The 12908-nt window shown below is 75.8% G+C and carries 10 protein-coding genes and 1 pseudogene; 5 read left to right on the plus strand and 6 right to left on the minus strand.

The window, feature by feature from the left end; all coding sequences use genetic code 11:
* Positions 1 to 278 precede the first annotated feature (278 nt).
* From J1G43_RS17125 to gmd, 3 genes are read right to left on the minus strand one after another with little or no spacing between them, the layout of a single operon-like run.
* Positions 279 to 728 carry an adenylyltransferase/cytidyltransferase family protein gene (locus J1G43_RS17125; protein WP_207341696.1) on the minus strand — a complete coding sequence of 150 codons (450 nt, stop codon included), beginning with the start codon at positions 726 to 728 and terminating at the stop codon, positions 279 to 281.
* A 14-nt stretch (positions 729 to 742) separates the two neighbouring features.
* Positions 743 to 2023 carry a glycosyltransferase family 4 protein gene (locus J1G43_RS17130; RefSeq protein ID WP_207341523.1) on the minus strand — a complete coding sequence of 427 codons (1281 nt, stop codon included), beginning with the start codon at positions 2021 to 2023 and terminating at the stop codon, positions 743 to 745.
* 1 nt (position 2024) lies between these two features.
* On the minus strand, positions 2025 to 3008 hold the full coding sequence (gene gmd / locus J1G43_RS17135) for a GDP-mannose 4,6-dehydratase (protein ID WP_207341522.1): 984 nt from the start codon (positions 3006 to 3008) through the stop codon (positions 2025 to 2027).
* A 148-nt stretch (positions 3009 to 3156) separates the two neighbouring features.
* On the opposite strand from gmd, the gene J1G43_RS17140 reads away from it, so the two are divergent.
* Genes J1G43_RS17140 through J1G43_RS19705 form a run of 3 tightly spaced genes read left to right on the plus strand, consistent with a single transcriptional unit; the run spans position 3157 to position 5819 of the window.
* Positions 3157 to 4125, plus strand: a complete 969-nt coding sequence (locus J1G43_RS17140; RefSeq protein WP_207341521.1) for a GDP-L-fucose synthase — start codon at positions 3157 to 3159, stop codon at positions 4123 to 4125.
* Complete coding sequence (locus tag J1G43_RS17145) at positions 4122 to 4679, plus strand: putative colanic acid biosynthesis acetyltransferase (RefSeq protein ID WP_249670805.1); 558 nt, start codon at positions 4122 to 4124, stop codon at positions 4677 to 4679. The genes J1G43_RS17140 and J1G43_RS17145 overlap by 4 nt, the downstream gene beginning before the upstream one ends.
* Before the next feature lie 3 nt (positions 4680 to 4682).
* Positions 4683 to 5819: a glycosyltransferase gene (locus J1G43_RS19705; RefSeq protein ID WP_207341520.1), complete on the plus strand. Its 1137-nt coding sequence runs from the start codon at positions 4683 to 4685 to the stop codon at positions 5817 to 5819.
* Here J1G43_RS19705 and J1G43_RS17155 read toward each other — a convergent pair.
* Positions 5774 to 7363 carry a hypothetical protein gene (locus tag J1G43_RS17155; RefSeq protein ID WP_207378913.1) on the minus strand — a complete coding sequence of 530 codons (1590 nt, stop codon included), beginning with the start codon at positions 7361 to 7363 and terminating at the stop codon, positions 5774 to 5776. The genes J1G43_RS19705 and J1G43_RS17155 overlap by 46 nt on opposite strands.
* 217 nt (positions 7364 to 7580) lie before the next feature.
* On the opposite strand from J1G43_RS17155, the gene J1G43_RS17160 reads away from it, so the two are divergent.
* Together J1G43_RS17160 and J1G43_RS17165 are read left to right on the plus strand one after the other, a co-directional pair.
* Complete coding sequence (locus J1G43_RS17160; protein WP_207378914.1) at positions 7581 to 9365, plus strand: polysaccharide biosynthesis tyrosine autokinase; 1785 nt, start codon at positions 7581 to 7583, stop codon at positions 9363 to 9365.
* 4 nt (positions 9366 to 9369) lie between these two features.
* Positions 9370 to 11547, plus strand: coding sequence for an acyltransferase family protein (locus tag J1G43_RS17165; RefSeq protein WP_207341517.1), 2178 nt, complete (start codon positions 9370 to 9372; stop codon positions 11545 to 11547).
* A gap of 160 nt (positions 11548 to 11707) precedes the next feature.
* On the opposite strand, the gene J1G43_RS17170 is transcribed toward J1G43_RS17165, so the two are convergent.
* Positions 11708 to 12355, minus strand: coding sequence for a hypothetical protein (locus tag J1G43_RS17170; protein WP_207378915.1), 648 nt, complete (start codon positions 12353 to 12355; stop codon positions 11708 to 11710).
* Between the two features lie 86 nt (positions 12356 to 12441).
* Positions 12442 to 12908, minus strand: a pseudogene (locus tag J1G43_RS17175) (hypothetical protein); the annotation flags it as partial.

Consider the following 12908-nt stretch of genomic DNA (forward strand, 5'->3'; position numbering starts at 1 on the left):
GGCGCGGCGCGTGGCGGGCGACCCCCGGGGGTGCGGCCCCGGGGCAGGCAGCCCCGTGGGACGCCGCCGGGCACGCACGACGACAGGTGATCCGCTGCAGGTGTCATGGTCCCCCCGGTCCGACACGCGCCTCGCCACCGACGCTAGCGCGATCGACGGGCGGTTTGGGACCTTCTGCCCGGATTCACCCGTCCCGGGCCGGGTGAGACGCCGCGGGCACGCAGGCAGCAGCGGACCGCCGCCCGGCACCCGGGCGGCGGTCGGCAGGACTGCTCGGGTCAGGAGACCTCGGACGCCCGGGACCGGCCGGACGGCGCCTCGAGCTGGGCGAGGGCCGCGCGCAGGATCGTGCTCGACGTGTGGACCGTGTACGGGAAGTACACGACCTCGACGCCCACCTCGGCGAACCGGCGTTCCAGCTCGTCGCCCTTGGGGGTGCCGCGCCAGTCGTCGCCCTTGAAGAACACGTCGAACCGCAGCTCGCGCCAGGTGTCGAGCTTGTCGAGGAGCACCTCGTGGTGCACCTGGTCGACGTACGAGATGTGCGCGACGATCTCCGCGCGCTCCGCCAGCGGCACGACGGGACGCCGGCCCTTGGTGATCTCGAGGACCTCGTCGGCCACCACGCCGGCGATGAGGTGGTCGCAGTGCGACCTCGCGTGCCGCAGCACGTTGAGGTGCCCCACGTGGAAGAGGTCGAACGCCCCGGCCGCGTAGCCGATCCGCATGAGCCGCTCCTTCGTCACACCGCGACCGCGGTCGCGGCGGGTCGGGTCCGTACGGTGTCGAGCAGGTCGAGGTACCGCCGGGCGGCCGCCTCCTCGCCGTAGACGGCCTCGCCGTGCCGGCGGGCGGCGGCGGCGAGGCGGTCGCGCAGGGCCGGGTCGCCCCGCAGCTCGAGGATCGCGTCGAGCAGCCGCCCCGGGTCCCCCGGCGGGACGACGAGGGCGGCACCGGCGGCGCTGAGCGTGCGCCCCGAGATGCCCTCGGCCTCGACCCCGGCGAGCACCGGGCGGCGCGCCGCGGTGTAGCTCGTCAGCTTGCTGGGCAGGCACATCTCGCGCACCCCCGGCCGCTCGTGGAGCAGCAGCACGTCGGCGGCGGCGAGGACGAGCGGGTAGTGCACGTCGTCGACGGGGTCCAGCACCCGCACCGCCGCGACCCCACGGGCGCGGGCGACCAGGTCGTCGCGGCTGTTGCCCGCGCCGACGAGCACGATCTCGACCCCCGCGACCCCGCGGTCGGCCGCGACGCGCGCGGCGTCCACGACGTGCTCGAGCCCCTGCTTCATGCCCATGTTGCCGGTGTGGACGACCCGGAAGACGGCCGGGTCCCACCCGAGGGCCGCGCACGCCTCGTCGCGGGTCGCCGACGACGGGCGCACGTGCGTGAAGTTGCCGACGTCGAGCACGCGGTCCGCGGGGACGCCCGCCCCGGCGAGCGACTGGCGGAACTGCGGCGTGATCACGCCGATCGTCGCGCAGCGTCGCAGCAGGGCGACCTCGCCGGCGCCGATGAGGCCCGCGGCGAGGCCGCCGGCGGCACCGGACTCGCGCGCCCCCTGCCCGGTGAGGTCCTGCACGACGGCGGCGACGGGACGCCCGCGCGCACCGAGCACCGCCGCTGCCAGCCCCGACAGCGACGGCGTCACGGCGACGACGGCGCCGGCACGGCTGCGCCGGACCAGCGGCAGGGCACGCCGCAGGAACGAGGACTCCATGCGCGCCCGACCGGCGAGGTCGACGCGCGCCGGCACGTGGTGGCGCACGCGGTGCAGCCGCACGTCCCCGTCCCGCTCGCGCCAGGAGCTCCCCTCGAGGTACCGCGGGTCGTCCACCCGCCAGGCGGGGTAGTGCGGCACGCCCGTGACGACCTCGACGCGCACGCCCGCGGCCGCCCACGCGCGCGCCATGGCCGTGGTGTACGGCGCGATCCCGGTCGTCTCCGGGGCGTAGTTGATCCCGACGAGGCAGACGTCCGCCGCGGTGTCCGTCCCGGCCGCGGCCCCCGGGTCGGGTGCCACGTCAGTCGCCCGTCAGCCGACGGACCTCGGCCTCGGTCATGATCCGCGCGAGCTCGGGCGTGTGGACCTCGGCGGTCCACCCGAGCTCGGTGGCCGCCTTGGAGGCGTCGCCGATGAGGGCGTCGACCTCGGTGGGGCGCAGGTAGCGCGGGTCGAACTCCACGTGCTCCTGCCAGTCGAGCCCCACGTGCTCGAAGCAGAAGCCGAGGAAGTCGCGCACCGTGTACGGCGCACCGGTGGCGAGCACGTAGTCGGAGGGCTCGTCGGCCTGCAGCATCCGCCACATGCCCTCGACGTACTCCTTGGCGTAGCCCCAGTCGCGGACGGCGTCGAGGTTGCCGAGGTAGAGACGATCCTGCTTGCCGGCGGCGATCCGCGCGGCGGCGACCGAGATCTTGCGGGTCACGAACGTCTCGCCGCGGCGCGGCGACTCGTGGTTGAACAGGATCCCGTTGACGGCGAACATCCCGTACGCCTCGCGGTAGTTGCGCGTCATCCAGTACGCGTAGACCTTGGCCGCGCCGTACGGCGAGCGGGGCCAGAACGGCGTCGCCTCGCTCTGCGGCGGGGGCGTCGCCCCGAACATCTCCGAGCTCGACGCCTGGTAGTACCGCGTCTGCAGCCCGGTCGACCGGATCGCCTCGAGCAGGCGCGTGGAGCCCATGCCGGTGGTCTGGCCGGTGAACTCGGGCTCGTCGAAGCTGACGCGCACGTGCGACTGCGCCGCGAGGTTGTAGACCTCGTCCGGGCCGATCCGCTCCAGGAGGGTCGCCAGGCGGGACCCGTCCGTGAGGTCCGCGTAGTGCAGGAAGAGGCGGGCGCCGGGGTCGTGCGGGTCCTCGTAGAGGTGGTCGATCCGCTCGGTGTTGAAGGTCGACGCGCGGCGCACGAGCCCGTGCACCTCGTAGCCCTTCTCGAGCAGCAGCTCGGCGAGATACGACCCGTCCTGGCCCGTGATCCCGGTGATGAGCGCCTTCTTGGACATCCGAACCCCTCCCGACGAACTAGCAGCGGCGCACACGCTAGCGTCAAATGTCGGGATTGAGACGGTCCCATCCCCTTTATCACCCTCTCGGCCCCTTTCACCCGATCCGCCGTTCCCGCGCGGCCCGTGGCGTCCGTAGGGTGACGCCATGTCCGACTCGTCCCACGTGCCCCCGCTCGACCCGACCTCCCGCGTGTACGTCGCGGGCCACCGCGGGCTCGCCGGCTCCGCCGTCTGGCGCGAGCTCGAGCGGCGGGGCTTCACCGACCTCGTCGGGGTGCCGTCCGCCCGCCTGGACCTGCGCGACCGGCCGGCGGTCGACCGGTTCTTCGACGAGGTGCGCCCGGCCGTCGTCATCGACGCCGCGGCACGCGTCGGGGGGATCCTGGCCAACGCCACGCAGCCGGCGGACTTCCTGTCCGACAACGTGCGGATCCAGGTCAACCTGCTGGACGCGGCCGTGCGCACGGGGGTCCAGCGCTTCCTGTTCCTCGGGTCCACCTGCATCTACCCCCGGCTGGCACCGCAGCCCATCACCGAGGACGCGCTGCTCACGGGCCCGCTGGAGGAGACGAACGACGCGTACGCGATCGCCAAGATCGCGGGCGTCCTGCACGTGCAGGCCATCCGCCGGCAGTTCGGCCTGCCGTACGTCTCGGCGATGCCGACCAACCTCTACGGCCCGGGGGACAACTTCTCCCCCACCGGCTCGCACGTGCTGCCGGCGCTGCTGCGCCGGTTCCACGAGGCGGTCCGCGACGCCGTCCCCGAGGTGGTCTGCTGGGGCACCGGCGAGCCGCGCCGCGAGTTCCTGCACAGCGACGACTTCGCGTCGGCCGCGGTCTTCCTGCTCGAGCACTACGACGACGCGGCCCCGATCAACGTCGGCGTCGGCGAGGACCTGACGATCCGCGAGCTGGCCGAGACGGTCGCCGACGTGGTCGGGTTCCGCGGCTCGATCGTCTGGGACACCACCAAGCCGGACGGCACACCGCGCAAGCTGCTGTCGGTCGACCGTCTCACCGGCCTGGGCTGGAAGGCCTCGATCCCCCTGCGCGAGGGCATCGAGCAGACGTACCGGTGGTTCCTCGAGCACGAGGGCGAGGTGCGCTCGTGACCGCGGGCGCCGCGCTGACCCGACGCAGCCTGGCCGGGTTCACGGGCCGGGGCTACGACCGCGGCCGCCCGGTGGCGGTGCAGATCGCCTGGTTCGCCGTCAGCGGCCTGGTCGTCACGCGGTGGTGGTGCCCCGGCGGGGTACGGGTCGCGCTGCTCCGGGCCTTCGGCGCGCGGATCGGGACGGGCACGAACATCCGCCACGGGGTCCGCATCCACTGGCCCTGGAAGCTCACGGTCGGCGACCACAGCTGGATCGGCGAGGGTGCGCACCTGCTGAACCTCGAGCCCATCGTCATCGGCTCCGACGTGTGCGTCTCGCAGGACGTGCTGCTGTGCACCGGCAGCCACGACCGCCGCTCACCCACCTTCGAGTTCGACAACGCCCCCGTGGTCGTCGAGGACGGGGCCTGGGTCGCCGTGCGCGCCACCGTGCTGCGCGGCGTGACGATCGGGGCCGACGCGGTGGTCGGCGCCACCGCCCTGGTCACGCGCGACGTCCCGGCCCGCGCCGTCGTGCTCGCGCCGCAGCCGCACCCGCACGGCGGGGTGTGAGCCGTGCGCGTCCTCTCGGTGGTCACCCTCTTCACCCCCGACGGCGCCTACGGCGGACCCACCCGGGTCGCGCTGAACCAGGCGGCCGCGCTGCGGGCGGCCGGTCACGACGTGCGGCTCGCCGGCGGGGCGTCGGGCTACGACCCGCTGCCGGACCGGGTCGACGACGTCGCGGTCGACCTGTTCGGCGTGCGGCGGCTGCTGCCCGGGACGGGGTTCGCCGGCCTGACCAGCCCCGGTCTGCGCCGCTGGGCGCGCCGGCTGCTGCCCGGGGTGGACGTGGTGCACGTCCACCTGGCGCGGGACCTGGTCACGCTGCCCGTCGCCCTCGACGCCCGACGCGCGGGTGTCCCCTACGTCCTGCAGACGCACGGCATGATCGACCCGAGCGACCACCCGCTCGCCCGCCCGCTGGACGCGCTGGCCACGCGCCGCGTGCTGCGGGACGCGGCGGCGGTGACGCACCTGACGACGGACGAGGCGGAGCGCCTCACGGCGGTCGCCGGCCCCGGTCTGCGCCTCGTCGAGCTGGTGAACGGCGTGCCGGTGCAGCCGCCGCGGCCGACGCCGGGCACGCGGGAGGTCCTGTACCTGGCGCGCCTGGCACCCCGCAAGCGACCCGCCCTGTTCGTGTCCGCCGCGCAGCGCCTGGCCGCCACCCACCCCGACGTCCGCTTCACCCTGGTGGGGCCGGACGAGGGCGAGGGGGACGCCGTCCGCGCGCTGCTCGCGCGCGACGACGCGGACGGGCGCATCACGTGGGAGGGGCCGCTGCCGCTCGACCGGACGGCGGCACGGGTGGCACGGGCGGCGGTCTCGGTCCTGCCGAGCGTCGACGAGCCGTTCCCCATGTCCGTGATCGAGGCGATGTCGGCCGGGGTGCCCGTGGTCGTCACCGACACGTGCGGGCTCGCCGGACGCATCCGGCGTGCGGGCGCCGGCGAGGTCGCGGGACCGGACGAGCAGTCCCTGGTGGACGCCGTCGACCGGTTGCTGGGCGACGCCGACGCCGCGCGCGCCGCCGGCGAGGCCGGCCGCAGGCTGACCCGCGAGGAGCTGTCGATCGACGCCGTGCGGGACCGGCTGGAGTCCGTCTACGCCGACGCGGCGGCGCGCGGTGCGGCGCGCGCCCGGACGTAGAGCACGCAGGCCACCGCGACGACGAACGTGCCCGTGGCCTGCAGCAGCGATCCCCGCAGCAGGATCATCATGTAGATCGGGAAGATCCCGCCGACGACGGCCCACAGGTGCCCGCCCTCGAGCAGGGCCGCCGACACCCTGCCGTCGAGCCTGCCGAGCAGGGCGCCGAGCAGCACGAACCCGAGGACCAGCGCCACGAGCCCGCCGTTGACCAGCAGCTCGGCCCACAGCGGCGCGGACAGGTTCTCGAACGAGTACCCGCGGTACTGCGCCAGCAGCACGCCGGTGTCGATCGGCTTGTCCGGCCACAGGGGGCGGGGCACCCAGAACAGCAGGACGCCCGCGGCCTGGCGCAGCGGCTGGGCCAGGCCGCTGTCCGCGTACAGCGCCGCGTTGCCGATCTGCCAGAACGCGTCGTAGTCCGGGTTGGCGAGGTACTCCCCGAAGAACCCGTTCCGGCTGGTGTTGACGGCGTCCGAGCGGAACGCGTCCGCGACGGGGAACACGAACAGCAGCCCCACGACGACCGCCGCCATGAGCACCCGTCCCCGCGCCACCGTGGCGGCGGCGCCCGCCATCACCGCCAGCGCGAAGACGACGGTGCCGAAGTCGTACCGCGCGGCGCTGACGGGGTTGACGACCGTCAGCAGGACCACCACCGCCAGGGCCAGGAGCGGGGCGTACCGCGTCGAGAGCGCACCCAGGGCCCGGGTGGCCCGGATCCGCAGGAAGACCCCCGCGGCGACGAGCAGCGGGTAGGAGCCGGCGGCCGCCACGATCGAGCGCACCGCCACGTCCGGCATCCGCTCGCTGCGGATGTCGTACGCCGTGTACCGGCTCATGAAGAGCGTCGAGAACCCGATCCGGGTCACGAAGTAGGCGGCTGCGAGCACGCCCACCGCCGTGAGCACCACGGCCCGGCGTGGGACGACGTCGAGCACCGGGCGCTCGCCGTCCCGACCGCCGGCGGCCGCGTCGTCGACGGGAGGGGCGCCCCCGTCGGCGGCCGCGTCACCGGCCCGGCCACGCAGCGCCCCACCCCGCGACGACCCGTGGCGCGCCACCGCCCGCCCGATCTCGTAGCAGGCGAGGCCGACCAGGACGAGGGCGGCGATCCGCGCGTCGTCGAAGGGGTCGAGGCCCGGGGTGGTGGTCGACGGCTGGTCGGCGCGCATCTGCGCGGTGGGCGCCAGCCCCATGAAGATGTAGACGAACAGCCAGAAGACGAAGTCGAAGAGCGCCGGGCGACCCACGGCGATGCGGTGGGCCAGCCGCAGCCCCGCCCAGACCATCACGGCGAGGGTGAGCCGCCAGGCCCCGCTGCGCAGGTCGTCCGGCACCGCCTGGAGCAGCGCCAGCGGCACGACGCCGGCGAGGACGGCGGCCACCAGGACGAGGACGAGCCAGCGGACCGCCGCGGGACCGAGCCCCGCGAAGCCCTCGGCGGCCGCGCGGTCGGTGCCGGCCGGGGCGGTCACGGGCACCGCGGCGACGGCGCCGCCGGGACGGGCAGCGCCGGACGCTGCAGGGCCGGGCGTGGGCATGCAGCGAGGCTACGGACGGGTCAGGGGGTTGCCCACCCTCGGCACCCCGGCCGACGGGTGAAAAGCGCCGCAAAAGGGGACAGACGTGTGCTGATAGGGTGAAAACTGCCACTGTCGGGCCCGGCAGGCCCGGATGTCGGTTCTCATGAGAACTCCGGAGCGCCGTGCTCCGGACTGCTCCCCGACCCGGGGCGCGTCGACACAGAAGGAGATGCCGGTGCGCGACTACGTGGCGATGGCACGTGCTCACTGGCTCGGGCTGTCCGCGTTCGCCGTCGTCGGGGTGCTGCTCGCCGCGCTGGCCGCCTTGCTCACCACACCGCAGTACACCGCCCGCGCCGAGATGGTGGTCGTGGCGGACACCGGCAGCGCCACCGACCTGGTCCAGGGGTCGGAGTACACGCAGAAGCAGGTGCGCACGTTCAGCGCGCTGGCGACCCGCCAGGTCGTCGTGCAGCCGGCCATGGCGGAGCTCGGCCTCACCGGGAGCACCGCGGCGGTCGTGGAGCGGCTGTCCGCCACGAGCGTGCTCGGCACCAACGTGATCTCGGTGACGGCGACGGACCCCTCGCCCCAGGCCGCGGCGGACCTCGCCAACGCGGTGGCCAAGCACCTCACCGCGGCGGTCGGTGACATCGTGCCGTCGCTGCCCGACGGCTCCAAGAGCGTGCGGCTCGAGCCGATCACGACCGCGACACCCCCCGCGCAGCCCACGTCGCCCCGCGTCGTCCTCTGGATCCTGCTGGGAGCGATCGGCGGTCTCGCGCTCGGGGCGACGCTCATCACCCTGCGCCAGCTCGTCGACACGAAGGTCCGCGACGAGGCGAGCGCCGTCTCCCTCGTGGGGGCACCGCTGCTCGGCGCCGTCACCGTCCACCGGGGTCGTGCGCCGGTGCCGGCACCGGCGGGCTCCCCGCAGGCCGAGGAGTACCGCCAGCTGCGCACCAGCATCGCCGCCCTCGCGGCGGGCGGACGCCGGCTCGTGGCCGTCACGTCCTCCGTGCCGGGCGAGGGCACCACGGCCACGGCCGTGAACCTCGCGTCGGTGCTCGCGGCCGCGGGCGACCGCGTCTGCCTCGTCGAGGCGAACCTGCGCCGACCGCGGCTCGCGGGCCAGCTGGGGCTCGAGCAGCGGGACGGCCTCACCTCCGTGCTGACCGGGGGCGTCCCGCTCGAGGACGCGGTCGCGGCACAGGGACCGGGCCTGCCGGACGTCCTGACGTCCGGGCCGCTCACCGCCCACCCCAGCGAGCTGCTCGCCACGAGCCGGATGCGGGAGCTGCTCGCGGAGCTGACGGAGCGCTACGACCACGTCGTGCTCGACTGCCCGCCGGTGCTGCCCGTCACCGACGCCGTGGTCGTGGGGCGGCTGTGCCACGGCGTGGTGCTCGTCGTCGGGGCCGGGGCCGTCCGGCGCCACGAGGTCAGAGCCGCTGCCGCCACCCTGGCCGCCGGGGGTGTGCCGGTCGTCGGCCTCGTCGCCAACCGCGTGCCGCGGACCGCGTGGTCGCGGTACGGCGACGCGCTTCCGGCGGCGGAGACGCCCGCAGCGCCCGCTGCGGCGCCGGGCGGGCCCACGGGGGCAGAGCCCGTCGACGCTCCCGCCGGGGACGCGCCGGACAGCGCGGACGAGGCGCCCCGCACCCTCGGCGGTGCGGTCCGTGCCGCGGACGTGGCACGCCACCTCGAGCGGGCCCCGCGGCCCGCGGCCGCACCGGTGCCGCCGGACCACGACACCCCGGCAGCGCCGCCCGCGGCCCGCGCGCCCGCCGAGGACGATCCGGCGACCCCCGGACCCGCGGACGACGCCACGGTCGGCGACGGCGACACCGCACCCGACCCCGGCACGACGCGTGACCGGCAGGCCGGCGGCGGACCGGCCGGTGACGGGCACACCTCCGACGCGCCGCCTCCCGCGGCCCCCCTTCCGCACGCGTCCCCGGAGCAGAGCACGCCCCGCGAGGCGGTGCTGCGCGACGACTCGAGCTTCGTGAGGGGCTGAGGCGATGACCGCGGCCGCACCGACGGACCACCGCCTCGACATCGGTGGCCTGCGGGCGATCGCGGTCCTGCTCGTCCTGCTCGCCCACACCGTCGGCCTGCCGTCCGGCGGCTACCTGGGCGTCGACGTCTTCTTCGTGCTGTCGGGCTTCCTCATCACGGGGATCATGCTGCGGGAGCACGCCCGGACGGGGCGCATCAGCTTCGCCGAGTTCTACCGGCGCCGCGCACGGCGCATCCTGCCCGCGGCGGTGCTGGTCGTCGTGGCGACGGTCGGGGTCGCGCAGGTGCTCTTCCTGGCCAACCGCGCGCACGACGTCCGCGTCGATGCGCTGTGGTCGACGTTCTTCCTCGCGAACGTGCACCTCACCGCCCAGGGCACCGACTACTTCGACGCGACGGGGGCCGTCAGCCTGTTCCAGCACTACTGGTCGCTCGGCGTCGAGGAGCAGTTCTACGTGGTCTGGCCGCTGCTGGTCGTCGGGTGCCTCGCGCTCGGGCGACGCGCCCGGACCCGCCCGCTGCTGCCGCTCACCGTCATGGCCGTGCTCGTCACGGTCGGGTCGTTCGCCTGGGCCGCGCACCGCACGGCGACCGCGCCGACCGACGCGTACTTCTCCACCGCGACGAGGGCGTGGGAGCTCGGCGTCGGCACGCTGATCGCGGTGGGCGCCGGCTGGATCAGCAGGCGCCCCGGCGTGTGGTGGCGGCACGCGCTGGCCTGGGGCGGCCTGGCGGCGCTCGGGCTCGGCGCGTTCTGGTTGACGCCCGCGTCGCCCGTCCCCGCCCCGGGTGCCGCGCTGCCCGTCCTGGGCACCGCCGCCGTCGTCGTCGCGGGAACGGGCGCGCGGGCACCCCGGCTGCTCGGCATCCTGTCGAACCCCGTGGCCCAGTACATCGGTCTCGTGTCGTTCTCGCTGTACCTGTGGCACTGGCCGGTGGTGGTGTTCCTCGACGCGGTCATGGCGCCCGGCCGCACGGCCCAGCTCGTGGCGATCGTCGTCTCCGTCGCGCTGGCGGTGCTGTCGTACCACCTGGTCGAGGACCCGGTACGCCGGTCCACGTGGCTCGAGCCGCGAGTACGCCGCGCGGCGGCGGGTCCACGGCCGGCGCTCGTCGCCCGGCCGGCCGCCCTCGCCTGCGTGGCGAGCCTCACCGTCCTGGCCGGCGTCGCGTCGGGCTACGCCGTCCTGCGCACACCCGCACCCGCGGGACCGCCGCCGGGGGCGGTCGCCGCGGCGACCGTCGGTGCCGTGCCCGCGACCGGAGCCGAGCCCGCCGCGGCGGAGCCGACCGGCGCGGCGGCGGAGCTCGCCCAGCAGGTGACGGCTGCCGTCGGCGTCGGGCAGTGGCCCGACCTGTCACCGGCGATCGACGACCTCGGCGAGGACGACCTGGCCGCCCCCTGGGCGACCGACGAGTGCCTGGACGTGCGGGACGACGACGACGTCGAGCGCTGCCGGTACGGGGCGGCCGACGGCGCGCAGGTGGCCGTGGTGCTGGGCGACTCCGTCGCCACGAGCTACGTGCCCGGCATCGCCGACGCGCTGGGCGCGGCCGGCTTCGCGGTCCAGCCCCTGACGCTGCAGGCGTGCCCGGCGGCGGACGTCGCCGTGGACGACTTCCAGGGCGAGCCCTGGGCGCCGTGCGGACCGCACCGCGAGTGGATGACGGCGAAGATCGCCGAGCTCCGGCCGTCGCTCGTCGTGGTCGCCGCCGCGGAGGACTCCGTGAACCGGCTCAGCTCGGGGGCCACCGGTGCCGCCGCGTACGCCGAGTGGACCGCCGGCCTCACCCGCACGCTCACGACGCTCGAGGGCCTGGCTCCGGACGTCGTGGTGCTGGCACCGCCGCCCAGCGGCGAGCACCCCGCCACGTGCGCGACGGCGCGCTCCGGGCCCGGGGAGTGCCTCTCGCCGGTCCACGACACGTGGTGGCACGTGCGCACGGCCGACCAGGCCGCCGTCGAGGCCGCCGGCGGCGCGGCGGCGGGGATCCGCTACGTCGACAGCCTGCGCTGGTTCTGCACCGCGCAGGGGTACTGCCCGGTGTTCGTGGGCAGCACCCCGGTGCGGGTCGACCCGAACCACCTCACCGACGCCTACTCGCACGCCCTGGCCCCGGTGCTGCGCGACGCGCTCGTCCCGGCGGACGAGCGGACCGTGGTCGCCGGCGACGCCTGACACCGCGCCGAGCGCCGCACGGTCCGCGACGGCGCCGGGCCGCCGAGCCGCTCACGGACCCGCGGTCACGGCGCGCGACGACGCTCGGTCCGCCACGGGGGAAGCGCGGGGCGTTCAGGCACCGACGGGCCGAGCGCCGCAGCGCTCAGCCCAGCGGCGTTCAGCCCGCCACGGGGAGCCACAGGCCGCAGCCGGCGGAGTTCACGGCCGCGTCGGTGGCGCCGACGACGAGCGTGGCGACCTCCCCGGCCGTGGCGACGCCGCCCTGCGAGCTCGTGGCACCCGCACCGTCACGGACGCTCCACGTGCAGCCTGCCGCTGCCGTGACGCTGCGGTACTCACCCGGTGCCACCGCTCCGGGGTCCCCGGCGGCGACCGCCGACTCCCCCTCCCCGATGCCGCCGCGTGCCCGGGCGAGGGGCCCCAGCAGGTCGGGGCACAGCAGCGGCACCGCCGTGTCGGCGAGGGTGAGCGGACCGTCGAGCGCCGCCCGGAACTCGTCCTCGCTGACCTGCACGAGGTACGACACCCGCTCGCAGGTGTGCTGCCCGGCCTCGACCACCGACTCGGGGAAGACCTCGCCCGTGCTGTTCAGCGACACGTACAGGTCGACCGCACCCGTGCCCGGGCTCGGCGCCGCCAGCGGTGTCACGGTCGGGGCCGGCCCCAGCGGCGTCGCGCCCTCGGTCGCGCCGGCGACCGCCGGGGTCGCGCCGGCGGACCCGGCGCCCGACGAGCAGCCGGCGACGAGCCCGCCGACGAGCAGACCCACCAGGAGCGGTGCGAGGAGCAGCGGACGGGCGGGCATCAGGACTCCTCGGGACGTGCCGGTGGGGCGGCGGTGCGCCCGCGGGGCGGCGGACCTGCGGCGGGAGGCCGGTCTCACGGTCCTCCTCACGGCTCCGTCACCCCCGGCTCCGCTTCCGGGTCCGCCGCGGGCGGCGGCTCCGTCGTGGTGCCCGGCGTCGACTCGGGCTCCGTGACCGGCTCCGTCGGGACGGCGACCGGGCCCTGCTCGGGGCGCGGCGGGGCCGGCACCGGGACTGCCGGTGCCGCGTGCTCGCCCGGGACCGCGCCGCCCGTGCCCGACGGCGCGGTGGCACCCTCCTCGACCGCGGCCGTGTCCGCCTGCGGGACCGTTGCGGCTGCCGGAGGCACCTCCGCCGCAGGCGCCGCCTCGACGGGCGTGAACGTGAGGGTGAGGACCGGTACGTACGTGGCGTTGGTGGCCTCGCGCGACCAGAACCGCGCGTTGTCCGACCCGCCACCGGCCAGCCGCAGGGTGACACGGCCACCCAACGACGAGGCCAGCACCGCCGGGTCACCGACCAGCTCGTACGCCGTGTTGCGCACCGGCACCT

Source organism: Cellulomonas sp. zg-ZUI22, from assembly GCF_017353535.1.
GTDB classification, from domain to species: Bacteria; Actinomycetota; Actinomycetes; order Actinomycetales; family Cellulomonadaceae; genus Cellulomonas; species Cellulomonas wangleii.

Bases quoted from the DNA above. Each gene is read 5' to 3' on its own strand.
- J1G43_RS17125 (WP_207341696.1), bottom strand. From the start codon at position 728: ATGCGGATCGGCTACGCGGCCGGGGCGTTCGACCTCTTCCACGTGGGG.
- J1G43_RS17165 (WP_207341517.1), top strand. From the start codon at position 9,370: ATGACCGCGGCCGCACCGACGGACCACCGCCTCGACATCGGTGGCCTG.
- J1G43_RS17155 (WP_207378913.1), bottom strand. From the start codon at position 7,363: ATGCCCACGCCCGGCCCTGCAGCGTCCGGCGCTGCCCGTCCCGGCGGC.
- J1G43_RS17170 (WP_207378915.1), bottom strand. From the start codon at position 12,355: ATGCCCGCCCGTCCGCTGCTCCTCGCACCGCTCCTGGTGGGTCTGCTC.
- J1G43_RS17140 (WP_207341521.1), top strand. From the start codon at position 3,157: ATGTCCGACTCGTCCCACGTGCCCCCGCTCGACCCGACCTCCCGCGTG.
- gmd (WP_207341522.1), bottom strand. From the start codon at position 3,008: ATGTCCAAGAAGGCGCTCATCACCGGGATCACGGGCCAGGACGGGTCG.